General features: G+C 38.8%; 24 protein-coding genes and 1 pseudogene. 17 read left to right on the forward strand and 8 right to left on the reverse strand.

The window, feature by feature from the left end; all coding sequences use genetic code 11:
- Positions 1–4 precede the first annotated feature (4 nt).
- From AC13DP_RS02030 to AC13DP_RS02105, 16 genes are all read left to right on the forward strand, one after another.
- Entirely contained in the window at positions 5–1360 is a 1356-nt protein-coding gene (locus tag AC13DP_RS02030; protein WP_483067220.1) for an APC family permease, read from the forward strand.
- 19 nt (positions 1361–1379) lie between these two features.
- The gene (locus tag AC13DP_RS02035) at positions 1380–2393 is read left to right on the forward strand and encodes a type II glyceraldehyde-3-phosphate dehydrogenase (RefSeq protein WP_127844254.1); all 1014 of its coding nucleotides are present in this window, start codon (positions 1380–1382) and stop codon (positions 2391–2393) included.
- Positions 2394–2404: 11 nt separating this feature from the next.
- Positions 2405–3466: a class I fructose-bisphosphate aldolase gene (locus AC13DP_RS02040; protein ID WP_483067221.1), complete on the forward strand. Its 1062-nt coding sequence runs from the start codon at positions 2405–2407 to the stop codon at positions 3464–3466.
- A gap of 6 nt (positions 3467–3472) precedes the next feature.
- Positions 3473–4813, forward strand: coding sequence for a dicarboxylate/amino acid:cation symporter (locus AC13DP_RS02045; protein ID WP_483067222.1), 1341 nt, complete (start codon positions 3473–3475; stop codon positions 4811–4813).
- A 2-nt stretch (positions 4814–4815) separates the two neighbouring features.
- Positions 4816–5787, forward strand: coding sequence for an ATP-dependent 6-phosphofructokinase (locus AC13DP_RS02050; protein ID WP_072316401.1), 972 nt, complete (start codon positions 4816–4818; stop codon positions 5785–5787).
- A 3-nt stretch (positions 5788–5790) separates the two neighbouring features.
- Positions 5791–6786: a 2-hydroxyacid dehydrogenase gene (locus AC13DP_RS02055; RefSeq protein WP_008616405.1), complete on the forward strand. Its 996-nt coding sequence runs from the start codon at positions 5791–5793 to the stop codon at positions 6784–6786.
- A gap of 18 nt (positions 6787–6804) precedes the next feature.
- Positions 6805–7635 carry a universal stress protein gene (locus tag AC13DP_RS02060; RefSeq protein WP_027884447.1) on the forward strand — a complete coding sequence of 277 codons (831 nt, stop codon included), beginning with the start codon at positions 6805–6807 and terminating at the stop codon, positions 7633–7635.
- A 2-nt stretch (positions 7636–7637) separates the two neighbouring features.
- Positions 7638–8480, forward strand: coding sequence for an ATP cone domain-containing protein (locus tag AC13DP_RS02065; protein WP_013072812.1), 843 nt, complete (start codon positions 7638–7640; stop codon positions 8478–8480).
- Positions 8481–8581: 101 nt separating this feature from the next.
- Positions 8582–8797: a hypothetical protein gene (locus tag AC13DP_RS02070; RefSeq protein WP_223825836.1), complete on the forward strand. Its 216-nt coding sequence runs from the start codon at positions 8582–8584 to the stop codon at positions 8795–8797.
- Positions 8798–8829: 32 nt separating this feature from the next.
- Complete coding sequence (locus AC13DP_RS02075) at positions 8830–10206, forward strand: MBL fold metallo-hydrolase RNA specificity domain-containing protein (protein ID WP_150314250.1); 1377 nt, start codon at positions 8830–8832, stop codon at positions 10204–10206.
- Between the two features lie 28 nt (positions 10207–10234).
- Positions 10235–11737 carry a thymidine phosphorylase family protein gene (locus AC13DP_RS02080; protein ID WP_483067223.1) on the forward strand — a complete coding sequence of 501 codons (1503 nt, stop codon included), beginning with the start codon at positions 10235–10237 and terminating at the stop codon, positions 11735–11737.
- 6 nt (positions 11738–11743) lie between these two features.
- Positions 11744–12637, forward strand: coding sequence for a ribose-phosphate pyrophosphokinase (locus AC13DP_RS02085; protein ID WP_013072816.1), 894 nt, complete (start codon positions 11744–11746; stop codon positions 12635–12637).
- On the forward strand, positions 12634–13278 hold the full coding sequence (locus AC13DP_RS02090) for a hypothetical protein (protein WP_041579017.1): 645 nt from the start codon (positions 12634–12636) through the stop codon (positions 13276–13278). Before AC13DP_RS02085 ends, AC13DP_RS02090 begins: the two co-directional genes overlap by 4 nt.
- A gap of 6 nt (positions 13279–13284) precedes the next feature.
- Positions 13285–13578: a hypothetical protein gene (locus tag AC13DP_RS02095; protein ID WP_008616393.1), complete on the forward strand. Its 294-nt coding sequence runs from the start codon at positions 13285–13287 to the stop codon at positions 13576–13578.
- An 18-nt stretch (positions 13579–13596) separates the two neighbouring features.
- The gene (locus AC13DP_RS02100) at positions 13597–15699 is read left to right on the forward strand and encodes a copper-translocating P-type ATPase (RefSeq protein ID WP_013072818.1); all 2103 of its coding nucleotides are present in this window, start codon (positions 13597–13599) and stop codon (positions 15697–15699) included.
- Positions 15700–16914, forward strand: coding sequence for an MFS transporter (locus tag AC13DP_RS02105; protein WP_013072819.1), 1215 nt, complete (start codon positions 15700–15702; stop codon positions 16912–16914).
- 312 nt (positions 16915–17226) lie between these two features.
- Here the strand turns inward: AC13DP_RS02105 and AC13DP_RS02110 are convergent, their stop codons facing one another.
- Genes AC13DP_RS02110 through tnpA form a run of 4 tightly spaced genes read right to left on the reverse strand, consistent with a single transcriptional unit; the run spans position 17227 to position 19867 of the window.
- Entirely contained in the window at positions 17227–17733 is a 507-nt protein-coding gene (locus tag AC13DP_RS02110) for a DUF6398 domain-containing protein (protein WP_013072821.1), read from the reverse strand.
- Entirely contained in the window at positions 17730–19205 is a 1476-nt protein-coding gene (gene tnpC, locus AC13DP_RS02115) for an IS66 family transposase (protein ID WP_013072822.1), read from the reverse strand. Before tnpC ends, AC13DP_RS02110 begins: the two co-directional genes overlap by 4 nt.
- Before the next feature lie 42 nt (positions 19206–19247).
- Positions 19248–19601, reverse strand: a complete 354-nt coding sequence (tnpB, locus tag AC13DP_RS02120) for an IS66 family insertion sequence element accessory protein TnpB (protein WP_339813020.1) — start codon at positions 19599–19601, stop codon at positions 19248–19250.
- Positions 19601–19867, reverse strand: a complete 267-nt coding sequence (gene tnpA / locus AC13DP_RS02125) for an IS66 family insertion sequence element accessory protein TnpA (protein WP_339813018.1) — start codon at positions 19865–19867, stop codon at positions 19601–19603. The genes tnpB and tnpA overlap by 1 nt, the downstream gene beginning before the upstream one ends.
- 101 nt (positions 19868–19968) lie before the next feature.
- On the opposite strand from tnpA, the pseudogene AC13DP_RS02130 reads away from it, so the two are divergent.
- Positions 19969–20247: pseudogene (locus tag AC13DP_RS02130) on the forward strand (CatA-like O-acetyltransferase); the annotation flags it as partial.
- Positions 20248–20564: 317 nt separating this feature from the next.
- Here AC13DP_RS02130 and mobC read toward each other — a convergent pair.
- The 4 genes from mobC to AC13DP_RS02150 all read right to left on the reverse strand — a co-directional run.
- A complete protein-coding gene (gene mobC, locus AC13DP_RS02135; protein WP_084840052.1) occupies positions 20565–22550 on the reverse strand; it encodes a conjugal transfer protein MobC in 1986 nt (661 codons plus the stop codon).
- Between the two features lie 20 nt (positions 22551–22570).
- Positions 22571–23875, reverse strand: coding sequence for a relaxase/mobilization nuclease domain-containing protein (locus AC13DP_RS02140; protein ID WP_339813015.1), 1305 nt, complete (start codon positions 23873–23875; stop codon positions 22571–22573).
- Entirely contained in the window at positions 23863–24252 is a 390-nt protein-coding gene (locus AC13DP_RS02145) for a plasmid mobilization protein (RefSeq protein WP_013072827.1), read from the reverse strand. Before AC13DP_RS02145 ends, AC13DP_RS02140 begins: the two co-directional genes overlap by 13 nt.
- A gap of 232 nt (positions 24253–24484) precedes the next feature.
- On the reverse strand, positions 24485–25232 hold a 748-nt coding region (locus tag AC13DP_RS02150; protein WP_483067224.1), incomplete at its 5' end, for a toprim domain-containing protein.

Raw genomic sequence — 25232 nt, forward strand, 5'->3', positions numbered from 1 at the left:
TGAAATGAAAAACACCACAGATAAAAATAATAAGCTTTCCCTAATAGGTTCCATATCTCTTGGTACAGGCGTAATGATTGGTGCTGGCATATTTGTCCTTATGGGGCAAATAGCAGAGTTGGTGGGTGATCTATTTCCCATTGCATTTATTGCAGGTGCTGTTGTGGTGGGTTTTAGCTCATATTCCTATGTCAAGTTTTCAAATGCTTTTCCATCGTCTGGAGGTGTGGTTAAATTCCTTAACAAATCCTATGGACCTGGAACAACAACAGGGTTTTATTCTTTGCTGATGTACGTATCAATGGTAGTTTCCGAAAGTCTGGTGGCGGGCACTTTTGGAGCATATACGTTGAGACTATTTCCCGAGTCCTATGCAGGTTATGCCTCTACCCTGGGTGTTGGGCTAATTGTTGTTGCTTATATAGTGAACATCCTGGGCAATAAGGTTATTGGTGCCACCGCGACATTTACCGCTATTATAAAGGTAGTGGGAATAGCAATTTTAGCTATTGCCGGCCTTGCAATTTCAGGTTTTGCCGATATTACGGGAAACTATATTCCCAAAAATACTGAGACATTACCACAAGGCTTCGGATTTGTGGCCGCTTTGGCGTTATCTATCCTTGCTTATAAAGGCTTTACCACTATCACGAACCAAGGGGGCGATATTAAAAACCCGCATAAAAATCTTGGTAGGTCTATCGTGTTTTCCATACTTATCTGCACACTGATATATGTAGCCCTGGCATTAGCTGTTGCGGGAGGTTTAAGCATTCCTGAAATAATCGAAGCTAAAGATTATGCCCTTGCAGCCGCCGCAAAACCTGTTTTTGGGGAATGGGGTTCCTGGATTACCATTGGCATTGCCATTATTGCCACGGTTTCTGGGGTCATTGCCAGTATCTTTTCCTCTTCACGCTTGTTGGCAATGCTCAGCAATATGAAACAGGTGCCTTCTTTAACCAAACTTGGTAGCTTAAAAAATCCAGCACTAGTATTCACGTCTTCCCTCGCCATTTTACTGACCGTGCTTTTCGATTTGACAAGGATAGCATCCATTGGGGCTATTTTTTACCTTATTATGGATATCGCTATCCATTGGGGGCTGTTCCGCAATCTTAGAAAAGAAGTGGATTTTAAACCAATTATCCCCGTGATTGCCATTATACTGGATGTTGCAGTACTCTCGGCCTTTATTTATATAAAATATCTGAACGATCCTTTGGTTCTTATTGTCGCGGCAATTGGGATTGTTCTAATACTTGTGGCGGAACGCCTTTTTATGATTTCACATACAGACGATGAAGGTAATATGCCGATGGGAATGAAGAATACAAGTGACAAAAACAAAAAAACATAATTAATTAAAAACAATTTATATGAAAAATGTAGCAGTTATAGGATACGGAGTCATTGGAAAAAGGGTGGCAGATGCCATCAACTTACAAAACGATATGAAGCTTTCGGGAGTTTGCGATATCATTAGCGACTGGCGCATTCAAAATGCCGTAAGAAAGGAGTATGATATTTATGCAGCAACTAAAGATGCTGCTGATAAAATGAAATCTGAAGGGATTTCGGTAAAAGGCGATATGCAGGAACTTTTAAAGAAATCAGACCTTGTAGTGGACTGTACACCCAAAAAAATTGCCGCTCAGAATGTCGTTATCTACAAGGAGCAAAACATCAAATTTATTCTACACGGTGGCGAAAAACACGAAACCACAGGGCATTCCTTTAGTGCAGAAAATAATTACAAATCCGCTCTAAACTTGAATGCGACAAGAGTAGTTTCTTGTAATACTACGTCTATTTTAAGAACCTTGACCGCTTTAAAAAGAGCCGATTTATTGGATTATGCCAGAGGTACACTTTTAAGAAGAGCTACAGACCCTTGGGAAAGTCATTTAGGTGGTATTATGAATACGATGGTTCCCGAAAAAGATATCCCAAGCCATCAAGGTCCAGATGCTAAAAGTGTTGACCCAGAACTGGATGTCATCACCGCAGCGGTAAAAGTACCCGAAACATTGAGCCATATGCACTACTGGAATGTGAAATTGAAAAAGCAGGCGACAAAGGAAGAAGTGCTAAATGCTTTCAAAACTTCAAGTCGTATTAAACTAATTCGATATGACCAAGGCTTGGTTTCTAACAACACCATTAAAGAAATGTTTCTGGATATGGGAAGACCTTGGGGCGATATGTATGAAGTTGCGCTGTGGGAAGATATGCTCAAAGTACAGGGAGATGAACTTTTTTATGCCTATGTAGTCGATAACCAAGCTATTGTAATCCCGGAAACAATTGATGCTATTAGGGCATTAACTGGAATTGAAACAGATGGTACAAAATCCATAGCCAAAACAAATGAAAGTTTAGGAATCCATTAAATACTATCAAGATGAAAACAGACAAGAATATAGTAGAACTTTTAGGAGAAAAAGCAGACTTCTATTTAGAACACGTTTGTGAAAAAATAACAAAAGATGAGTTACAAACACCAAGCACAAATAGTATAGACAAGGTGTTTGGCAATAGCAACAGAAATTCACAGGTACTTCGTAGCCTTTCCCAATTATACAATCACGGAAATCTGGCAGGAACTGGTTATTTAAGTATCCTTCCTGTTGACCAAGGTATTGAGCATAGCGCGGCCTTTTCATTCTATAAAAACCCAGATTATTTTGACCCAGAGAACATCATAAAACTTGCTATGGAAGCTGGTTGCAATGGTGTGGCTTCCACCTTTGGGGTTTTAGGATTAAACGCCCGAAAATATGCCCATAAAATCCCTTTTATCGTCAAGATTAACCATAACGAGCTACTTACCTATCCAAATAAATATGACCAAACATTATTTGGTAAGGTAAAAAATGCCTGGGATATGGGAGCAATTGCCGTAGGAGCTACGATTTATTTTGGTTCAGCAGAAAGCAACAGACAGCTAAAAGAAATAGCTGAAGCTTTTGAAGAAGCACACAATCTGGGAATGGCCACCATCTTATGGTGCTATACACGGAACGAGGCATTTAAAACCAACAAGGAAGATTATCACGCAGCTGCCGATGTAACTGGGCAGGCAAACCATTTGGGTGTTACTATTCAAGCAGACATCATCAAACAAAAATTACCTACCAATAATTTTGGTTTCAAAGAGATAGGATTTGGAAAATATGATGATGAAATGTATAAAACCCTTACCACAGAACATCCCATTGACCTTTGTCGATTACAAGTCGCCAATTGCTATATGGGCAAAATAGGGTTGATTAATTCTGGAGGGGGTTCTAAAGGGGAAACCGATTTAGCCGAAGCCATAACAACAGCAGTTGTAAATAAACGTGCTGGAGGCTCAGGTTTAATATTAGGCAGAAAGGCTTTCCAAAAGCCTTTCGGTGAAGGTGTAGAATTATTAAAGCTGGTCCAAAGCGTTTATTTGGATTCAAAAATCAGCATAGCATAACAAAAAATGTTTGAAACAGAGATAAAATCACTTAAATCACTTAACGACTATCTGGTAAAACTGGTAGAAAACCGCCTATGGCTCAAAGTAATTATTGCTCTGTTTCTAGGTGTTGGGTTGGGTTTGCTCTTGAGTCCTCAAAATGGCTGGATATCTAAAGAAACTGCAGATGTCGTGGGTAATTGGCTAGCACTTCCTGGTGTGCTTTTTCTAAAGCTTGTGCAAATGATTATGATTCCATTAATTGTGGCATCTATCATTACTGGTATCGCAAGCAATGACAAGGATAACCTTAAGAAATTAGGTGGTGGCGTGTTGCTTTATTTTTTGGGCACTACAATCGTTTCAGTAACTATAGGCACCCTTTTCTCTCAACTCTTTAAACCAGGTCGTTTTTTGCATCAACAAGCACTAACTGAGCACAACGATTTACCATCTGTAAACTCAGAAAATACTGGGTTGTCATTCGGCTTAGAAAATATACCTGATGCCATATCAAATTTACTTCCTGAAAATCCTTTGGCATCGATGGTAAGTGGTGAAATGTTAAGTATCGTAATTTTCACAATCATTATTGGTGTAGCTGTGCTATCGCTTGAGGACTCTTTACTGCGCCCAGTAAAGCTTCTTTTAAGTGCCATACAGGAAGTCTGTATGACGGTAGTAAAATGGTCAATGCTTCTAGTACCTATTGCTGTTTTTGGTCTTATGGCGCAGCTCACCTCTAGTGTTGGACTAAGTTCTTTGTCCGGCTTAACATACTATGTAGGAGTCGTACTTCTTGGTCTTTTACTATTGGTGATTTTCTATTTATGCTTGGTTGCCTTGTTAGGAAAATCCAACCCATTTCATTTTCTAAAGAAAATTCGGGATGTCCAATTATTGGCCTTCTCAACTACGAGTTCTGCAGCAGTGATGCCCTTATCGCTGCAAACCGCAGAAGAAGAACTGAATGTAGACAAGACTATCAGTAATTTTATCATTCCTATTGGTGCTACAGTAAATATGGATGGAACTGCCCTCTACCAAACCATAACAACTTTGTTTATCGCTCAAGCCTATGGCTTGGAAATGAGTCTACTTAATATCATTGTGGTAATCGTAACCATTGTGGCGGCGTCCATTGGCACACCAGCCATACCTGGAGGTGGTGTAGTGATACTCGCCTCGGTTTTGGTAAGTGTTGGCATTCCATCTGAAGGTATCATCATCATCATTGGCGTAGAAAGGTTGTTGGGTATGTTCAGAACTGCAGTGAATGTCACAGGAGATTTAACAGCTTGTATGGTTTTTAATAGGTTGTATGGTATAAAAAACATTGAAATTCTTAAAAAAGAAGCTTTATAACTATGGATAGTACTATAAAACATATAGGTGTATTTACCTCTGGAGGTGATAGTCCAGGGATGAATTCAGCCTTGTACGCCATTGCAAAAACGGCTGAAGCAACTGGTATAAAAGTTAGTGGTTTTAGAAAAGGATATGAAGGATTGATAGACGGTGACTTGGTTCAATTTAAATCACACGAATTACAAAAACTGACCCAAAAGGGTGGCACAATTCTAAAGACCGCACGAAGCAAACGTTTTCTCGAACTGGAAGGTCGAAAAAAAGCCCTGCAAACCCTAAATGCAAACAAAATAGATGCCCTGATTGCCATTGGTGGCGATGGCACATTTAAAGGACTACTTACTTTTTCAGAAATATGCGACATTCCGTTTATCGGCATTCCTGGTACTATAGATAATGATATTTCAGGAACAGATTATACCCTTGGTTTTGATTCCGCAGTAAATACAGCCATTGAGAATATTGATAAAATAAAGGACACTGCGGAATCTCACAATCGGGTATTCATTGTGGAAGTAATGGGCAGGGATTCTGGCTACATCGCCATTCATTCAGGACTTACCACAGGAGCAGATGCCATTTTAATTCCCGAGAGTGGAAAGGACTTTATTTATCTATTGGATAAGGTTAAAAATTACGATAGCGAAGATGCTTTTCTTGTCGTGGTTTCAGAAGGCGATGAAATAGGTGCCGAACTTGTTTCTTCAAAAATAAAGGAAGTCAACCCCAATGTCGATTTACGAATTACAAAACTTGGGCACGTACAGCGTGGTGGAAATCCTTCTGCTTTAGATAGGATGTTGGGTATTAGGCTTGGGGTGGAAGCCGTAAAATCACTTTTACAAAGTAAAAAGAATGTAATGGTCGGGATTTTAAACAATCAATTGCACTTAACCCCTTTTAATGAAGTGGTCAAACAACATCAGGTCAATAAAGAATTGCACGAACTTTTAGAACTATTTGGAACATAAATTATGAAAACAACAATATACAGCACACATAAATTCGATAAGCCTTCCATTGAAAACGCTAATAAAGGAAAACATCAATTGAATTTTCTGGAATTTAGGCTAACAAAGGAAACCGCCTTATTGGCAGAAGGTTCAAAGGCCATAGCACTTTTCTCAAGTGACGATGCCTCTTCGGAAGTTTTGGATATTTTACACAAACTAGGCATAAAATTTATCGCATTACGTTCGGCAGGTTTCAATCACGTCGATTTAGAAAAAGCAGCTGAATTGAATATAAAAGTGGCCCGTGTCCCAGCCTATTCACCTTATGCCATTGCAGAACATACAATGGCTTTGATACTTGCATTAAACCGAAGACTGATTAAAGCCCACAATAGAGTGCGCGAACAAAACTTTTCATTAAACGGTCTCACTGGTTTTGACCTAAATGGGAAAACCGTTGGCGTGATTGGAACAGGAAAAATAGGGTCTGTACTCGTAAAAATACTTCACGGATTCGGCTGCAATATTCTTGCCCAGGATATAGAAGAAAGCAAAGACCTAATTGATAAATATGGCGTAATCTATTCAGATTGTGCGACGCTCTGTAAGCACGCAGATATAATAAGCCTGCACGTGCCATTAAAAGCTTCAACAAAACATTTAATAAATAAAGAGCATATAGCACTAATGAAATCTGGAGTAATGCTCATCAATACAAGTCGTGGTGGGTTGGTGGACACCAAGGCAGTTATCGAAGGATTGAAAACTAAAAAAATAGGGTATTTAGGACTGGATGTTTATGAGGAAGAAGAAGGATTGTTCTTTGAAGACCATTCCGATGACATTTTGCAAGACGATGTGATTGCACGCTTAATGACTTTCAACAATGTACTAATTACAAGCCATCAAGCTTTTTTAACCAAAACCGCATTGACCAATATTGCAGAAACAACCATATATAATCTGGATTGTTTTGAAAAACAAAAACCTTCTGGAAATGAAATTAGCATTAATTAATAGTTAAAAACAAATATTATGAAAAACATACTCGTACCTACAAACTTTTCAGAAAACTGCAAGAAAGCAGAGGAACTCGGAATTGAAATGGCAAAGCTTTACAATTCAGAAATTCATTTTTTTCACTTAATTAACACCCCCGTAAACTGGGTTGAGCTAGATAAGGAAAAAGAAAAAAGATATCCAGAAACAGTAAAGCAAATAGGCATCGCAAAAGCCTCCTTGAGAGAACTGGAGAAAAAAGCAGAACGACAAGGCCTTGAGTGCAGGACTTTTCTTGAATTTGATGGTGGTCAGGCAAATATCCTTAAACATTCGGGTCATTTTCATCACGATTTTATAGTTACGGGAAGTAGTGGCACCCGAGGCGGTATACGTGAGTTAATGGGAAGCAACGTAGAAAAAATTGTTAGGAAAGCTGATGTACCAGTTGTTGTAGTCAAGGATGAAGAAGTATCCTTTCCTTTTAAGGATATCGTTTTTGTTTCAGATTTTCTTCAAGATGTAAGCGATGCATTTAAGCAGGTTATTTCGATTGCTGAAAAATGCGGCGCACATATCCATTTATTGAGGGTCAATACTCAGACCGATTTTAACAGTATAGAACAAGGGTTGGATCCCATCAAGGAGTTCCTGAAAAAATTCCCCGATTTGGATAACTTCTCAATGAATGTATATAACGAACAAGACGTAGAAACAGGGATAAACAATTTTTTACGATATAAAAATGCCGATTTAATCGCAATGTGTACTCACGGACGTACAGGCTTTTTAACTTTATTCTCTAAAAGCATCGCAGAGGGTGTAACCAATCACTCCGAATTACCAGTAATGACTATTAAAATGTAACAATGAATAAATCAGTCTTAATAAAAAAATACTCTGGTGAGTACGAAGCCTTTGATGTAAACAAACTCATCAACTCCCTGCGGCGTTCACGGGCAGATGAGGATATTATTCAGGATGTAGCCCGGAAAGTACAAGAGCAGATTGAAGAAGGAATGACAACCAAAAAAATCTATCAGTTGGCTTTCAAGATGCTAAAACGAAAATCTAGGGTAAGTGCCTCAAAGTACAAGCTCAAAAAAGCTTTAATGGAACTAGGTCCAACCGGTTTTCCATTTGAAAAGTTAGTAGGCAAACTATTGGCACACGAAGGATTTTCAACACAGGTTGGTGTCATAGTTCAAGGCAATTGCGTTCAGCACGAAGTGGATGTGATAGCGCAAAAAGGAAATAAACATTATATGATTGAATGTAAATACCATAGTGACCAAGGCAGGTTTTGCAATGTAAAAATCCCATTATATATCCATTCACGGTTTTTGGACGTGGAAAAGCAATGGAAACACCAAAAAGGTCACGAGGCTAAACTTCATAAAGGCGGGGTTTACACCAATACGCGTTTCACAACCGATGCCATTCAGTACGGGAAATGTGTTGGAATGCTTATGACCAGTTGGGATTATCCAAGAGGAAATGGTCTCAAGGACAGAATAGATAAATCGGGGCTACATCCCTTAACCGCTTTAACAACACTTACCAAAGCTGAAAAAACAAAATTATTGGATCAAGGCATCATACTCTGCAAGGAGCTACACGAAAATCCAGACTTTTTGGAACAAATGGGTATCAGTAAGCTAAGGCAAAATAAGATACTCGAAGATTCAAGAGAATTATGTAGATCCCATTAATTCAAATAATGAATAATTACTAATTTTTAAAAATAATACAAATGAAAACTGAAGAATTGCAAAAACAGGGCAACATAGATTTAGAACCATTTTACTAGGCATTGGAAGATGACTCAAAACTACTTGAAGAAGCCCTTGAGATATTATTGGAAATGGTTCACTTTGAACCTAAATCAGTAAAGAAATTGGCTCTTTTTATTAAAGAGGATTCTCGTAATCTATATAAAGAAATAGTGGAATTGAGCAAATCAAAACAAGATAAAGGAAATACACCTTCCTGCTGCGGTGGTCACAAATTTGGGGAGCAGCTCTTGTAGTAAATTATGTACAACAACCTAAATAGATACCAATGAAAAAAAATAAAATAAACATCCATTTCTTAGGAGCGGCAGGCACAGTAACCGGCTCAAAATATTTAGTGGATACAGGAGATAAAAAGATACTCATAGACTGCGGACTTTTTCAAGGGCTAAAGGAATTACGCCTTAAAAACTGGGAGTACCCACCTGTTAATGTTGCTGATATTGATGCTGTTTTGCTCACCCACGGCCATATGGACCACACAGGTTATTTACCCAGATTGGTAAAACAAGGCTTTAATGGTCCCATCTATGGTACCAACCCCACTTTGGATATTGCAAAAATCATTTTGAATGATAGTGCAAAAATTCAGGAACAAGAAGCAGAACGTGCCAATAAAGAAGGCTATTCCAAACATAATCCTGCTGAACCATTGTACGACCTAAAGGATGTAGAAAAAACTATCCCTCATTTTAAAGGAATTCCGCAATCACAATGGATTCCATTGTTTGATGGCATAAGGGCTCGATTTCAATATAATGGACACATTCTGGGAGCAACTTACATTGAGTTGGATGTACACAGGAAACGTTTTGTGTTTTCTGGCGATATAGGCAGAACAAACGATTTATTACTGTTTCCACCCTTAAAGCCAAAAAAGGCAGATGTATTATTTATTGAATCCACCTACGGAGGAAGATTTCATCCCGATGAAGTAGAAGCACTTCCACAGATAGAAAAATTGGTCAATGACACCATCAACAGAGGTGGCAGCCTATTTGTTCCAAGTTTTTCAGTAGAACGTGCCCAATTGATGATGCTGATTTTTTGGAAATTATTGAAAGAGAAGAAAATACCAAAAATACAAATGATAATGGATAGCCCAATGGGAGCAAGTGTATTAGAATTGTTTCATCGCACAAGAGATTGGCACAGGTTGGAAGATAACGAATGTGACGAAATGTGCTCGCACTTTACGGTCGTAAGCAGTTATCGGGAAACAATGGAATTACGAACAGATAATAAACCGAAAATCGTGATTGCAGGAAGCGGAATGCTCACAGGCGGAAGAATGCTAAACTACCTTGAAACACAGGCACAAAACCCCAACAACACCTTGCTTTTTGTGGGTTATCAAGCTGAAGGTACGCGAGGCAGAAAATTATTGGAAGGCGATAAGGAACTTAAAGTGTATGGAAAATGGGTGCCCTTTGATATGGAAGTTGCAGAAATTGAAGGTCTTTCAGCACACGCAGACCACGCAGAACTTATGGACTGGATGGATAAGATAAAAAACAAACCCGAACGTATTTTCATTGTACACGGTGAAAAAGAGAGTGCAGAAGCATTGCAAAAAGGCATCAAGGAAACCTATGGGTGGGATGCAGAAATTCCGCAATTATACACCATCGAAGAAATAGAATAAATCGAAAAATCACAACAACCAATAAAATATGGACACACACTCAAACATATTAAAATATAAACATCTCGGAATCTATACCCAAAACGAAAATGTAGTGTATATGCGCGAAGATTGCCACGTTTGTATTTCAGAAGGTTTTGAAGCACTTACCCGAATAAGAATATCCAATGCAAATACATCAATCGTAGCAAGTCTTAATGTCCTGAATTCTGATATTCTGTTGCCTAATGAAATCGGACTATCAGATGCTGCTGCGAAAAAACTCAATGTTTCCCCAAACGATACATTATATGTTTCCCATTTAGAGCCTATTGAATCCTTAAGCCACGTCAGGGCAAAAATCTATAACAAAAAACTGGATTATAAGGCCTATAACAACATCATAACCGATATCGTGGAAGGCGATTATTCCAACATCCACCTTTCGGCATTTATTACTGCCTGTGCTGGCGACCGAATGGATATTGATGAAATATCCGACCTAACGAAAGCAATGATTGCTTCCGGAAAGCAACTGAACTGGAACAAGGATATCGTGGTCGACAAACATTGTATTGGCGGATTGCCTGGCAATAGGACAACACCATTGGTAGTTGCCATTGTTGCCGCGTATGGGCTTACTATGCCAAAAACATCCTCACGGGCAATCACTTCGCCAGCAGGCACAGCAGATACAATGGAAGTACTGACCAATGTTACGCTCTCTTCCGAGGAAATAAAGACCGTAGTAGAAAAAGAAGGCGGATGTTTTGTTTGGGGCGGTACAGCGCAGTTAAGTCCTGCCGATGATGTGCTCATTAAAATTGAAAAAGCCTTGGATATTGATAGCGAAGGTCAGCTTATTGCTTCGGTACTATCAAAAAAAGCAGCAGCTGGTTCTACGCACGTGGTTATTGATATTCCTGTGGGAGAAACTGCAAAAGTTAGAAGTTCAGTAATGGCTGAAAAACTCAAGAACCATATGGAAACGGTAGGCAATTCTGTCGGATTGAATGTGAAAGTGGTCATTACTGATGGTACGCAACCTGTAGGAAGAGGGATTGGTCCAACTTTGGAAGCCATCGATATATTGAAGGTTTTACAAAATGAGGCAGATGCCCCAATCGACCTAATGGAAAGAGCGTTGCTTTTGGCTGGAGAACTTATAGAGCTTTCGGGCAAAGTCGAAAAAGGAAAAGGAACGGAAACCGCCAAAGAATTGCTTACATCTGGTCAGGCTTATGAAAAATTCCTTGCCATTTGTAAGGCCCAAGGCCGCTTTTCAAAACCTGTTTTAGCACCCTATAAAACCGAAATTAGAGCAGAAAACTCTGGGGTTTTAAAGCGCATAGATAATAGAAAGATAGCAAAACTCGCCAAGCTTTCCGGCGCACCGCAGTCTAAATCGGCAGGGATTCTTTTGAATGTCCATTTAAATGAAAAAATTGAAATAGACCAATTATTATATACCATATATGCTGAATCCAAAGGCGAACTCAACTATGCTCTGGAATATAAAAACAACCATAACGACATCATAACTATAATTTAAAAAACTATGAAAACAATATTATTCTGTCTTCCCGGAAATGAAGAACTCACAGAACTAATGGCTACAAAAATGGATGCTGAAGTGGGCAAAGCCATTTTGCGTAAATTCCCTGACGGGGAATCGTACACACGCATCTTATCTGATGTTAAAGATAAATGTGTGGTACTGGTATGCACCTTGCACGAACCAGACGAAAAACTATTGCCCCTTTATTTTTTAAGTCATACTGCCAAATCATTAGGGGCAATGTGCACCTGTTTGGTAGCGCCCTATTTGGCATATATGCGGCAGGACAAAGTATTTAATGAAGGCGAAGGGGTAACTTCTGGTTTCTTCGGAAAATTGATTTCTGGTTTCGCCGATAGCATTACCACAGTTGACCCTCACTTGCACAGAATTAGTTCGTTGGGAGAAGTGTATCAAATTCCAAATAAAGTAATTCACGCTGCCGATGCTATTTCAGATTGGATTAAAGAAAATATCGAAAACCCGGTACTTATCGGACCTGATTCTGAAAGTGAACAATGGGTATCAGAAGTCGCCAAAAATGCAGGAGCACCATTTACGGTATTACAAAAGGTGCGTCACGGTGACCGTGATGTAGAAGTCTCTGTTCCCGATGTGGATATATATAAAGATGCTACACCCATTTTGGTAGATGATATTATTTCCACAGCCCGAACAATGATTGAAACCGTACAACATCTTAAAAAAGCAGGAATGAAACCACCTATTTGTGTAGGCATTCACGCCGTTTTTTCAGGAAACACCTATCAAGATTTATTGGATTCCGGAGTAGAAAAAATAGTGACTTGTAATACCATCCCACACTCTTCAAATGGAATAGATTTAAGTGATATTATGGCAAAAGAGGTAAAAAAATTAATGCACCATATATGAGAAAACAAGGCTTTATAGTACTAATCACTTTATTCAGCATCACAATGACTGGACAAACTGAAATGCTCATTGGGCAGATTTCAGGCAGAGTTGTTATTCGGGAAAACTTTGATAAAGAAGGTGATTTTCTCAATAAACAAACTTTTGAAGCTGGAGAAACAATAAAGGAAAATGGATATTATGAAATAAAGGTAGTTACAGAATTGTTTGACAAAAACAAACAATCAACCGATAAATACACTACTACCTACCGTTGTGAGCCAGATGACGCCAATGTAATGATAATGGCTTTTCCGTTTTCCAAGCCAAAATCAAAAGAAACCGAAATTAATACCATTTCTGAAAATTTTAAAAAGCTCTACGATTTACAAAACTTGAAAGATATTAAATTGGAAATGAGTTTTGACTCGGGCTTGTTAAACTTTTTTGGTTCCAAAAGCATCATAAAAATTTATGACCGAAAATTAGAGGATGGGAAAAACACTATAAAATCAAAAATTAATATTAAAGCCTATGCCTGGGGAATTCGCATTAAGCAACTCAATTATACCGTTATCGAAAAATTAAATGAAAAAGGTTTATTGACTTTTCAGAAATTTTCAGAAGCAGATAACAGCTATTTTACAATAAACTATAAATAAAGACAGATGAAAAATTACGATACACTTTCTGAAGCCATAAACGATTTACAGGGAAATGGCTATACATATGATTTTAACCTAAAACCAGAATGTTTGGAGTGTGCCTCACTAAAAATTGAAATACACCCAGAAGATTTTAATGTTGACGAGATGCATCGTTTTGAGGGTATGAGCAGTACCGACGATAATAGTGTGCTTTATGCTATTTCATCAAAAAATGGGATTAAAGGACTTTTGGTAGATGCCTATGGCGTCTATGCCGAAAACATTTCGGAAGCTATGAGAAAAAAATTACGATAACACTTAAACAAGACAATAATGGAAAATCACGAACACCACAATCACGATGAAATGGACCATTCTAAAATGGACCATTCGAAGATGAAACACAAAAAAGAAGACCATTCTAAAATGAACCACAAAGGTGGAGACCATTCTGGCCACAATCCAGGGCACGGAGAACACGGGCACGACCATCATAAAATGATGATTGCCGATTTTAGAAAACGGTTTTGGGTAACCCTTGTACTTACTATTCCCATACTGTTCTTCTCGCCGATGATTCAGGACTTTTTTGGATATGAGTTTTTGCTTCCCGGAAATCCATATATCCTTTTTGCACTTTCCACAATCGTATATTTCTATGGTGGTTGGCCATTTTTAAAAGGATTCTGGTCTGAAATCAAAAAAGGTGCGCCAGGAATGATGACCTTGATTTCTATGGCAATTTCTGTAGCTTATTTTTATAGCACCGCGACCGTATTTGGCTTAAGAGGCGAAGACTTTTTCTGGGAGCTATCAACACTTATAGCCATAATGTTGCTTGGTCATTGGATAGAAATGAAAAGTGTGTTAGGTGCGTCAAAAGCTTTACAGTTACTGGTAAGTATGATGCCTGCGGAAGCGCACAGGGTAAAAGGCGACATCATAGAAGACATCCCTCTTGAAGATTTACTAAAGGATGATGTGATTTTGGTTAAACCAGGTGAAAAAGTTCCTGCTGATGGGATTATAGTAGACGGTTCAAGTTACCTGAACGAATCTATGCTTACAGGCGAATCCAAACCTGTAAAAAAAGATGAAAACGATAAGGTTATTGGTGGTTCGGTAAATGGTAACAGTACCTTAAAAGTAAAGGTTGAGCATACTGGAAAAGATAGCTATCTCAACAAGGTCATCAAAATGGTCGAAGAAGCGCAAAAAACCAAATCAAAAATGCAAAACCTCTCGGATAGAGCTGCAAAATGGCTTACCTATATCGCATTAGGTATTGGTTTTGGAACATTAGCGGTATGGCTGATTTTAGGCTTTCCATTTGTCTATGCTTTAGAAAGAATGGTTACCGTTATGGTCATTGCTTGTCCACACGCATTAGGTCTTGCCATACCACTTGTGGTTGCTATTTCTACTGCTGTTTCAGCTCAAAACGGGTTATTAATTCGAAATAGGACAGCTTTTGAAGAATCCCGAAAAATATCAGCTTTATTGTTTGATAAAACGGGAACATTGACCAAAGGCGATTTTGGCGTTACTCGAATTGAGTCTGTTAGCGAAACTTATTCATCTGAAGAAATTTTAAGGCTTTCGAGTGCATTGGAACAAAGTTCGGAACATCCTATCGCCGTAGGTATTATTAAAAAAGTCAAAGAAGATAATATGACCATCCCAAAGCCTGAAAACTTTAATGCAATTACAGGTAAAGGCGTTGAGGCCAATGTAGAAGGTAAGCAAGTAAAAGTGGTTAGTCCTGGTTTTTTAAGGGATGAAAAAATCACTATTCCCGAAGACGCATACAGTGATGCCGCTGAAACAGTTGTTTTTGTCTTGATTGATGGAAAATTAGCTGGTTACATTGCTCTTGCCGATGAAATACGACCAGAATCTGCCGAAGCCATAAAAGTCTTTAAAAAGAATAACATTAAAGTTTTGATGGCAACAGGAGATAACGAAAAAACAGCCAAAGCTGTAAGTGATAAGCTTGGCTTGGATGGTTACTATGCTGAAGTGCTGCCACATCAAAAGGTAGAAATTGTAGAAAAGTTACAAAACAAAGGAGAATTTGTGGCTATGACTGGCGATGGTGTAAACGATGCGCCTGCACTTGCAAAAGCTGATGTTGGTATTGCCGTTGGTTCCGGAACAGATGTGGCTGCTGAAACTGCCGATATTATTTTGGTAAATAGCAATCCACAGGATATTGCCAATCTAATTCTATTCGGAAAAGCGACCTATAACAAAATGATTCAGAATCTAATCTGGGCTACGGGATATAATGTAGTGGCTATTCCTTTAGCAGCTGGCGTACTATATTCTTCAGGCTTTGTTTTAGGACCTGCCGTTGGAGCTGTATTTATGAGTTTGAGCACCATTATAGTGGCCATTAATGCACAATTGTTAAAAAGAAAAATCGGTAAAAAATAAATGGAAAGAAAAGAAAAACTCAACAGGATATTTTTAATCCTGTTGAGTTTATTTGTAGTGATGTTGGGCTATGGTATATTATTGCCAACCCTTCCTTACTATACCGAAAGATTAGCTTTAAAAGACAATCTTGATACCGATTTAATCAACTTCCATATTGGACTGCTTACAAGCATTTATCCATTATTTCAATTAATTTTTGTTGTGGTATGGGGAAAGCTTTCAGATAGATATGGACGTAAACCAATTATCATTGTTGGGCTAATCGGCTTTGTAATTATGCAATTACTTACCGGTCTTGCTACATCATTGACGATGCTATATGTTGCTCGCATCTTTGGTGGTATTTTCACGTCATCAGTTATTCCAGTTAGCAACGCATATTTGAGCGACATTACTTCTGAAAAACGAAGAACAAAAATAATGGGTTGGTCGGGTGTTGCCATTAGCTCTGGTGTTATTTTTGGCCCTGTCATTGGTGGCTTTCTGTCTCAAACTGACCTTCATTTAAAATATACGATAGGTCTGCTGCATTTAGACCGATTTTCAGTACCCTTTTTGTTTGCCGCTCTTCTAGGACTTATAGTCTTATTTGTAGTAGCAAAATGGTTAAAAAACACCACTCGCGTACATACGTTCACAACACAAAAAGCGAGCTTGCGATTCACATTTACCAAATATTTTGTCGTATTACTGGGTCTGTCGTTTGTCATCCAATTTGTAGTAACGCTGTTTGAAACTGTCTTTTCAATATATGGGAAAGATGAATTAGGATTTAACAGTAACCAAATAGGTATTGGTTTTATGCTATGTGGTTCAATAATGGCTGTTTTACAACCTTTGTTCGCTACTTACGGAGAGAAGTTTTTATCCACAAAGAAACAAATTGCATTAGGGTTGTTTATATCTGGATTATCCTTAATTGTCTTTCCCTTTTTTAAGAATGAATACTTGGTATATGTGTTAATCGTTGTTTTCGCTGCTGGAGGTGCTATGGTAACCCCAAATTTACTTTCTGCGGTCTCATTAATATCAAAGCAAAATACTGGCAGGAACATTTCTATTCAGAGCTCTACTAATAGCGTTGGTCAAATTCTAGGGCCTGTTTTAGGGACTTGGTTACTCGCAGGTGGTTTTTACTACCCTTTTATAATTGCTGGCAGCATTGTCTTGGCTGTTATTGGTTTTTTATTCTTTTTCAAAAATCCACCATAAAAAAATAAGCACATAACCATATTTATTGATAATTAACCCAAATCTAAAGCCCCAAATATTTTGCATAAGCTGATTCATAAAATTTTAGATAATTACAAAGAGGAAATAAAAGCAGTTGAGGAATCTAATCTTAACGATTTCAATAATGTTGAACAAGGTATTTCCATTTCAAGACAATACTTACAGCAATTGCGAGTTTGTGTAAGAGAAAATGAATTTCAAGACAAACAAAATGAAATCATATTCTTTAAAAGTATCCGTCCGAGCCGTTTTTCTAGAAGTGTGTATCTCAACAACTACCTATAATAGTTTTCACTCTGGATCCTCAGAAGTAAAGGCAATTTCTTTCCCTTGTGCCCTTGCTTCCTTAACTATGGTTTGCATATATTCTGGTAATGAGTTTAGAGGCAGCATCAGGTCATCTACCATGACTAAATCGCTAAATGGATCATTTTCTTGCATATGCCCAGTAGAGAATTCTGAGTTATAATACCAAAGGTTGAACATCTTCTTAATTTCAGCAGCTTTATTGGTCACGGTACTAGATTTAGTGCCGAAGTGGTTATGAATACTTCTGCTGGCAATATAAGGTTCAAAGGATTTATCAAACAGGAAATTTATTGAGCCTATAGTAGAAATCACTGCAGCGGCCCATATCTCGGGCTTTCCTCTTTTAAAAGGGACTTCTCTTTTTCTGCCCATTTTCTTAATAAGTTTCTCACAGAGCGCAGCATACTCTTCATTTATTTCCTGAATACAGAATGTTCTTGTAAGGTCTATTAACAATGTTTCTTTAGCCTTGGTCTCTTCTTTACTCATAATGATGCTTTTTTATACCCCGGTAGTAACTCCTCCAGTTTTTGGATGCTATGATCAGGTATTCTTTGCAGGGTATCCTCTAACCACTCCTGGGGATTCACACCATGCATTTTACAACTCCCAAAGAAGGAATATAACATAGCCGCATTCTGCGCAGCCTTGTGAGAGCCTGCAAACAAGAAATTTTTTCGACCGAGAGCCAATGGACGAATAGCATTCTCAATGAGGTTATTATCCAATTCGATCCTCCCATCTTCAAAGATCACCTCGAACTTAGGGTATTGATTTATAAAGTAGGTCATGGCTTTTCCGATGGCACTTTTAGGTAACACTTTAAACTGCTCTTCCTGGATCCAGGTTTTGATCTGTTGCAGTAGCGGCAGCACCTTTTTTAATCTTAGTTTTTTGCGCATATCCGTATCACCAGCTGCTTCCTCTTTAATCGCTCCTTCCTGCCTATAAATTTCACTAAATATGGCCAATGCTTTTTCTGCCCTTGCTTTATCCTGGTCCCGGGCATCCACAAATTTTCTCCTTGCATGAACCAAGCAGCCTGCCATAGTAATATCAGGATCAATTCCGATCTTATCATAAACACCCCATCCATCGCACTGGACGTAGCCTTTATACCCATCAAGGAGTTCTTTAGGCCCCTGTTGACCGCGTCCTTTCCGGTAATTAAAGAGCACCAGTTTTTGCAAGGGGTCGTGATAGACCCATTGGTAGCCTTGATGTGTGCTGCCTTTTTTATCACTATCGAGCACCTTGATCGGACTTTCATCAGCCTGGATGTACCCGTCTTCAAGTATTTTTTGCTTCAAGGTATTATAAAGGGGTTTCAACAGCTGACAGCAACTCGCCATCCAGTCACTCAAGGTACTGGAGGCCGGTTCCCAGCCAAACTCTCGTTTAAAACGTTGAATCTGGCGATAGAATGGCAAGTGGTCAATATACTTACTCACCAGAATATAAGCCAGTAAACAAGCCTCGGCAATAGATTTTTCGATAGGACGCGTGGGAAGTGGCGCGATTACCACCCCTTGCTGGTCTTTCCTGGCATACTTAGGACGAATGGTCCGTCTTTTAACCAGACTGGCCGGGGTATACTCCAGGGTTTCACTAACTTCCTGGCCAATCTTTTTTAGTGTACTTACATCTTCCACTGGTTCCAGAATGACTTCCCGTACCGGAAGGTGTTCCGGCAAGCTGCTACGGCCCGGATGTTTTTGTTTCTCCCGGGTATAGGTGATGGTTTCTTTGGGGCTAGCTACTTGCCCAGTTTTATCTGCATTTTCAGAAAAAAGTGATAGTTGCTGCTCCAGAATTTCAGGAATAAAGTGTTCCGATTTAAAGCCCTGGATCAGCTTATAGAGTTGCCCGAGTTGTACCTCCATAGCAGAGATCTTCTCCTTGAAGGCTTCGTTGGACGCTCGAAGTTGCTGGTTTTCTCTTTGTAGCTCCTGATAGGTCATCGGGTAGCTAAAATACTACCCTTCTTAAAAATATACCAGTATTTAACCGGCTTTTTTATAGCGTTTTCTTCGGGTCATATTGGTGATGGCTACCCCGTCGATGAGCATCACCAGTTGGGTGTAATCCAATTGAAGTCCTCCCACGGATGCATCGTAATCGGGCAATTCAAAAGTACCACGATCCAGGCGTTTATAGTACAATACAAAGCCTCCGGATTGCCAATGCAGTAACTTAACTTTATTGCGGGCTTTATTGATAAAGATATAGACCGAACCATCCTGGGGACTATGGCCTAATTCTCCAAGGACCAAACCACATAATCCATCAAAACTCTTACGCATATCGGTACCAGGAAGATATAGCTGGTAATTCAGGGAACTACTTAAAGCAAACATTACAGGGGAATTTCAATTTCTACACCATTACCTAACCGGATATGCATACTCCTGGAGGATGTTGGAGCGGTAGAAGGGTCGGCCGATAAAGAAACAAAATTGCTCTTTGCGGGTTTTGTAACTTGCTCCCTGGGAAACTTGTTTACCCAGTAGGATAGTTTTCCTTTGCTAATTCCATGGGCGCGGGCAAATGCAGTTTGACTTTGTCCTGATTCATAATAGCTGGTGACCAGCTTACGCATTTCTGAGGTAGAAGATCGGGTCATTTTTAAGTATATTTAGACCGCTAAATTATTACCTACACGGTTCTCAGAAAAGATGCACTTAGACGGACGCATACGAAGAAACAGAGAGGGTAAGAAATTCAAATAGCTTACTTCCCGCTGTTTCTGGTGAGAATGTTATTCATTTTTCCGCCATTCCATGGTTGAGATTCACCAGTATTTCACATGCAAGAAGTTTTACTTTCCCAGACAGTAGTCCAAAAATATCTTTTGGAAAAGTGGAACATAAAAAGGATAAGAAAACAATGCCTATATCTATTCACGCACATCACGCTTTATTGGATGGATATCACCTAGCCCTTTTTATTGAACACTTTCAGAATTTAATGGACTGTACAAGTACGAACGGAAACCATACATAACAAGATTAATCGTAGTGGTCCATTTTAATTCTAAATTAACTGCTTTCCAATTAAGAATTATCTACTTTTAAACAGTTCGGTTTTAAGGGAGGAGGTCAGTAACAGTGGTATGACTATAAAACGCTTTAAATTAAAGCTATAAATTTAATTTGTTCTTTATAACATCAAAGACGATCAAATAATATAAGTCTTGATGTTCTTTTAAGTTTAGTGAATGATTCAGTGAATATATCCTCCTGAGAAGATATAAAGTGGCTGGTAATAGGCTTTCCGAAAGGCAGCAAGTTTCCTGCCACCCCGACTTCTTAAAAATCATTTTAACCTTTCCTCACCACCAAATGGCTCAGTCCCGGATCATTTAGTAACCGTTCCATTTCCGATTGGATAATATCTTGAATATCCTGTTTGATTTGGAAATAATTCCGCTGTACCATGCCCGAATCCAACTTTCGGATCACTTCAATGTCCTGGTAATTTTGTTCCTCACGCTTAAGGCTATCATGGTCATTGATAATCTCGCAATGGAAAGCTTTCAAGTCAATCTTACAATCAGGATTATCCGTTACCATGCCCACAAATTCACCAGAGCTTAAACTTGAGATTTTGGAAGGTGGTATCGCTACTTCCAATTGTTTGGATCGACTAATCGAGGTATCTCCGCTGTTGATGGAATAACTTTCCCTGTCCTGCATGATTTTACCAAAGCGTTCCGATAATTGTTTAGCGGTATCACCTGTCACCTGACCACTAACAATATTCCCAGTAATATTCATAATCACATCTGCCTGTTCACGGCCGTAATCTTTGCGGAGCTGACTAAAATCCTGAATGCCCAGACAGGTAGAAACCTTATTGCTTCGTGCAGTAGCGATCAGGCTGTCCATATTGTTCAGGTAGATGGTCGGGAACTCATCAAAAATAAGGCTGCTCTTTAGCTTCCCTTTTTTGTTCACCAGCTTAATTAATCGGTTTACATAAAGCGATAATACCGCTCCATAAATTTGTATTTTCTGCGGATTGTTCCCCATACACACAATCTTTGGATCATCAGGATTATTAATATCCAGATTAAAATCATTTCCCGATAACACATAACATAAATGCGGGGATGAAAGCCTTGCCATCGCCACTTTTGCCGAAGCTATCTGGCCTTCCAATTGTTCCATGACATCATTCAAATAAGCGTTAACAAAAGGATTTATCAGTACTTCAATTTCCTTTTCGGTACGAAGCAAAGAAAATAGGCTATCATAATCTACCTGCATCAATTCTATTACATGCGGCAAGGTGCAAAATTCTCCATCCTTGTATTTTTTCAGATACCAGATAATAGCCGTCAGAAAGTTAATCGGAGATTCCACAAAGAAGTCTCCCTGACGTTTGATCCATTCCCTGTTTAACCCCATCAAAATGGTACGGGCACTTTCTGCCGCATCGGTAATATCGGTCATAGCTGAAGGTTCCAAGGGATTGCATCGATGGCTCCGGGTGAGATCATCAAAATTAATCACATAAAATGCTGGTGGCTTGATGTATCGATGTTGATTTTTAAGCCAGGTGTTATAAGCTATTTTGGAAAGGTCATCAAACTTAAAGTCATATACGAACATACTAAACCCTTTCCGAATATGCTGGGTAATCACATGGCGTATGACAAAGTAAGATTTTCCGGAACCGGGTGTTCCCAATACCATAATCGCCCGAAATGGATTAATGATATTGACCCAACTTTTCCGATGCTTATCCTTTAATTGATATTGGGCAGGAAGGTTAATGGAATATTCATTTTCCAGCAATCGTTCTTCCTGTGGAAAGGTTTCATTTTCCTTATTAAAAATATCCTTGTTATTGAGTTTGTCCCTTATGATTCGGGAAAGTAAAGTTCCTCCCGTCAATACCAGTAGAAAGCCTATTCCTGTGAGTGCCATATACAGGATAGCAGTGGTCACCATTGGTATGTTCAGCTTCATACACAGATAGCTGATAGAATAAATAAGCAGTCCGGTAATCAGATAAGCAAATGCTGTTCTATTATTTAATTTCTCATCCTTTTTCCCTTTGGCTCCTAAAAGGGATATACCCAAAAAACAAAGTGCAATTAATTTCGATTTGTGAAAACTGCTGAATAATCCCGTCTTATAAATATTGCTTAAAATACGGTCACTAAAAGTGCTGCTCCATCCCCATATTTCAAATGCCCTGTAACAGTAGTAATAGAAATGGATGATTAAAATGGAAATGCTGATGAGCCTGGTCATATCCAGTATCTTTCTCAGCGCCTGTTCATTTTCTCCGGTGTGCATTGCCATAGCTTTAATTTTTTTTACTGATTATTATTCAGGTTTCTTTTTTTCTTCTTTTTACGTTTCTTTTTAAGCTGATTAGGTAAATAATTCGAGGTGTTTTCTGCCTGGGTCAACACCTCCAATACATTTTCTTTTCCTGTTAATATGGAAACAGATTGATATTCTTTATCAACTTCTTTGGTTTCTGCCGCAGCGGCAGTCTGTGGCTGTAACCCAATGGTTTGTTTCGGGTCGGGATGCCTTAGCAAATCCTGTCCTGAAACCCTTTCCGGTAAACACCTTTCCTGAATAGCTTTGGCACTATAGGCTTTGCCCAAAACACTTCCGTTAAAAACACATTTGGTTTGGTGATCTACATAGGTGATTCCGTATAAAATTCCGTTAGCGTTTTGCCTAAGCACAGTATGGATACCCTGTTTTTCCAATGCAGATATAAGTTCTGGAATGGATATCTTTTTTGATAACAATTTCTTATCCACCGCATTTTTTATCCGTCTTTTAAAAGGTGTTCGTTTAGTGGCATTTTCTTTGAATTTCTGCTCCAGAAATTTCAAAGTTGGTTTATTATAAAACAGGCTGGCTTTGATAGGGACACCTACCGCATTCCCATCCGCATCCAGCACCCGGTATAACAATCCGCCAGTTTGATAAACCTTTGAATTTTCCGTTCCTCGTTCTGCTTTTACATTATATTGATTGAGTACTGCATTTAGTTCCGGAAGGCTGGTATATTTGTATGGATTCAACACATTTTCCAGAATGTTCTGAATAGCCATTTTGGTTTGCGATTTGCCATACATTGCCTTGCCTACAACTATGGGTTTTAACTGATAATTTTCATCATTTTTTTGGGCTTCAGCCTGCACCAAACCAAACTCTTTTTCCAATGCTTTTCGAGCTGGTTCAGATTTACGAATACCCAAATGGTGCAAGTCAATTCGCTTGCCGTCCGCTTCAATATTAGTAGTCACCAAATGGATGTGCGGATGCCCTGCATCGTGATGTTGATAGACCAGATAAGGTTGTTCACCGAAACCGATTTTATCCAGATAACCATTGGCTATTTCAAGCAGTTTTTGTTTAGGTAAATGCTTTTCTGAAACATCAAAATTGAGAGAAATATGGACACTATTCCGCTTGGTTTTTTCATTTAATTCCATCTGTTTTAGGAAGCGATTGAGCTTCATGGTAAAGCTCATTTTATCCGGGTCAACAGGGTAATTTCCTGCTCCGATACACTCGGCTACTCCCTGCTTTACCTTGTTCTCATTGTAGTTTAAAATGCGGTGAATGGAGTGTCCTGTTTTAATTACTGCAACCATATCTCTGCCATTTTTTTGATATGAGTTTTAATCTCATCCACCTTATTGAACAGGGTTCTTTTTTCCACTTCGTAGGTGATCAGCCAGTTTTTAAATTCCGCAATTCCATGAAGTGTATGCAGCTTTTTTACCGCCTGATTAAAGTTGTTCCCCACATGGTTAAGTTCCTTTCTAAGTTTACCCATCTCCACCATAAAATCATCGGCAGATTGGTTGCGGTAGGTAGTTACAATGGGCTTTTCAAAAAGGCTGTGACGGACATATTCGCTTAGCTTTCGGCAGGTGCTGTTTTGCCATTTCTTTTCAATTTTTTCATACTCATCGGGTGTCAAACGCAGCCCGATAATGCGTGTTCTGTTTGATTTTTTTCCTTCCATCTCATTCTCCTTTATCCTGTTATCAAACTCAAAAATTCATTCTATACGCCCTGCCCACGAGTTCCGAGTGATAGGCAGCAAGATGTCGGTTGTTAAACAACCGTTCATCTTGCCGTTTGCAGGAACGTTGCAAACTCGTCGTCTTACCAAAATCTCCCGGAGGCTTATTATTCACTTTCAGGAGTTTTGGCGACTTTCTAAATAGTGAAGTTTTCAAAAATGCTTAGCAACACTATGACAGTTTACTCCCTAAGCGTGTCTTCTGCTGCTTTCCTATACCCACCAACCAATCATTAAGATCCTTATGATTTTTGTATAAGGTGCTTTTATCAATATATTTTGTACTCATTGAAAGTGCACGCTGGGTAAGATTTTGTCCAGTGGCATCCCTATCCAGGTACAGTCGAATCACCTGATGTTCCTCCATAAACGGGCGTGCTCTTTCAAAGAAGGAAACCGAATTTAAAACCACAAAATCCTGACTATTTTCAGGAAGGTTTTTGTGGAGGGCTCTAAGAGATAAAAAATCGACAAAACCTTCGAAAACTGCCACCTCTTGGGAACCACTTTTTATAGTAGTAATATCCTTGGGAGAACTGCTTGCTTTGAAGTAAGGATTACGTATTTCAAACCCGCCGGAATCATTTTTAAAACCAATTCCGTAATAGTTTTTCCCATTTACTTCATAATGTACTTCCCGGCAATATTGGGTTGCAATTTCAATAGGAATTTTTCGTTGTTCCAAATAACGCATCAATGCATGTGAACTAAGTTTAACATCTTTTAAAATTTTAAGTTGATGCTCCAGTTCATTTTTTATTTTGGGAATATTTTGTATAGGCCTTTGAAAAGAAAAACCACCATCCAATTTTTTTAGAAATTCTCCAACGGAACAACTGTAATATTGAATCCCAAAATCGATAATATTACCTCCCTTACCAAGTCCATGATCGTACCATCGGTTCAGCTTTCGATTAACC

This window comes from Zunongwangia sp. L-65, from assembly GCF_056859415.1.

What these genes read in the sequence shown, in the direction of transcription:
- AC13DP_RS02030 (WP_483067220.1), top strand. Translation starts at nt 5, where the DNA reads ATGAAAAACACCACAGATAAAAATAATAAGCTTTCCCTAATAGGTTCC.
- AC13DP_RS02035 (WP_127844254.1), top strand. Translation starts at nt 1,380, where the DNA reads ATGAAAAATGTAGCAGTTATAGGATACGGAGTCATTGGAAAAAGGGTG.
- AC13DP_RS02040 (WP_483067221.1), top strand. Translation starts at nt 2,405, where the DNA reads ATGAAAACAGACAAGAATATAGTAGAACTTTTAGGAGAAAAAGCAGAC.
- AC13DP_RS02045 (WP_483067222.1), top strand. Translation starts at nt 3,473, where the DNA reads ATGTTTGAAACAGAGATAAAATCACTTAAATCACTTAACGACTATCTG.
- AC13DP_RS02050 (WP_072316401.1), top strand. Translation starts at nt 4,816, where the DNA reads ATGGATAGTACTATAAAACATATAGGTGTATTTACCTCTGGAGGTGAT.
- AC13DP_RS02055 (WP_008616405.1), top strand. Translation starts at nt 5,791, where the DNA reads ATGAAAACAACAATATACAGCACACATAAATTCGATAAGCCTTCCATT.
- AC13DP_RS02060 (WP_027884447.1), top strand. Translation starts at nt 6,805, where the DNA reads ATGAAAAACATACTCGTACCTACAAACTTTTCAGAAAACTGCAAGAAA.
- AC13DP_RS02065 (WP_013072812.1), top strand. Translation starts at nt 7,638, where the DNA reads ATGAATAAATCAGTCTTAATAAAAAAATACTCTGGTGAGTACGAAGCC.
- AC13DP_RS02075 (WP_150314250.1), top strand. Translation starts at nt 8,830, where the DNA reads ATGAAAAAAAATAAAATAAACATCCATTTCTTAGGAGCGGCAGGCACA.
- AC13DP_RS02080 (WP_483067223.1), top strand. Translation starts at nt 10,235, where the DNA reads ATGGACACACACTCAAACATATTAAAATATAAACATCTCGGAATCTAT.
- AC13DP_RS02085 (WP_013072816.1), top strand. Translation starts at nt 11,744, where the DNA reads ATGAAAACAATATTATTCTGTCTTCCCGGAAATGAAGAACTCACAGAA.
- AC13DP_RS02090 (WP_041579017.1), top strand. Translation starts at nt 12,634, where the DNA reads ATGAGAAAACAAGGCTTTATAGTACTAATCACTTTATTCAGCATCACA.
- AC13DP_RS02095 (WP_008616393.1), top strand. Translation starts at nt 13,285, where the DNA reads ATGAAAAATTACGATACACTTTCTGAAGCCATAAACGATTTACAGGGA.
- AC13DP_RS02100 (WP_013072818.1), top strand. Translation starts at nt 13,597, where the DNA reads ATGGAAAATCACGAACACCACAATCACGATGAAATGGACCATTCTAAA.
- AC13DP_RS02105 (WP_013072819.1), top strand. Translation starts at nt 15,700, where the DNA reads ATGGAAAGAAAAGAAAAACTCAACAGGATATTTTTAATCCTGTTGAGT.
- AC13DP_RS02110 (WP_013072821.1), bottom strand. Translation starts at nt 17,733, where the DNA reads ATGAGTAAAGAAGAGACCAAGGCTAAAGAAACATTGTTAATAGACCTT.
- tnpC (WP_013072822.1), bottom strand. Translation starts at nt 19,205, where the DNA reads ATGACCTATCAGGAGCTACAAAGAGAAAACCAGCAACTTCGAGCGTCC.
- tnpB (WP_339813020.1), bottom strand. Translation starts at nt 19,601, where the DNA reads ATGTTTGCTTTAAGTAGTTCCCTGAATTACCAGCTATATCTTCCTGGT.
- tnpA (WP_339813018.1), bottom strand. Translation starts at nt 19,867, where the DNA reads ATGACCCGATCTTCTACCTCAGAAATGCGTAAGCTGGTCACCAGCTAT.
- mobC (WP_084840052.1), bottom strand. Translation starts at nt 22,550, where the DNA reads ATGCACACCGGAGAAAATGAACAGGCGCTGAGAAAGATACTGGATATG.
- AC13DP_RS02140 (WP_339813015.1), bottom strand. Translation starts at nt 23,875, where the DNA reads ATGGTTGCAGTAATTAAAACAGGACACTCCATTCACCGCATTTTAAAC.
- AC13DP_RS02145 (WP_013072827.1), bottom strand. Translation starts at nt 24,252, where the DNA reads ATGGAAGGAAAAAAATCAAACAGAACACGCATTATCGGGCTGCGTTTG.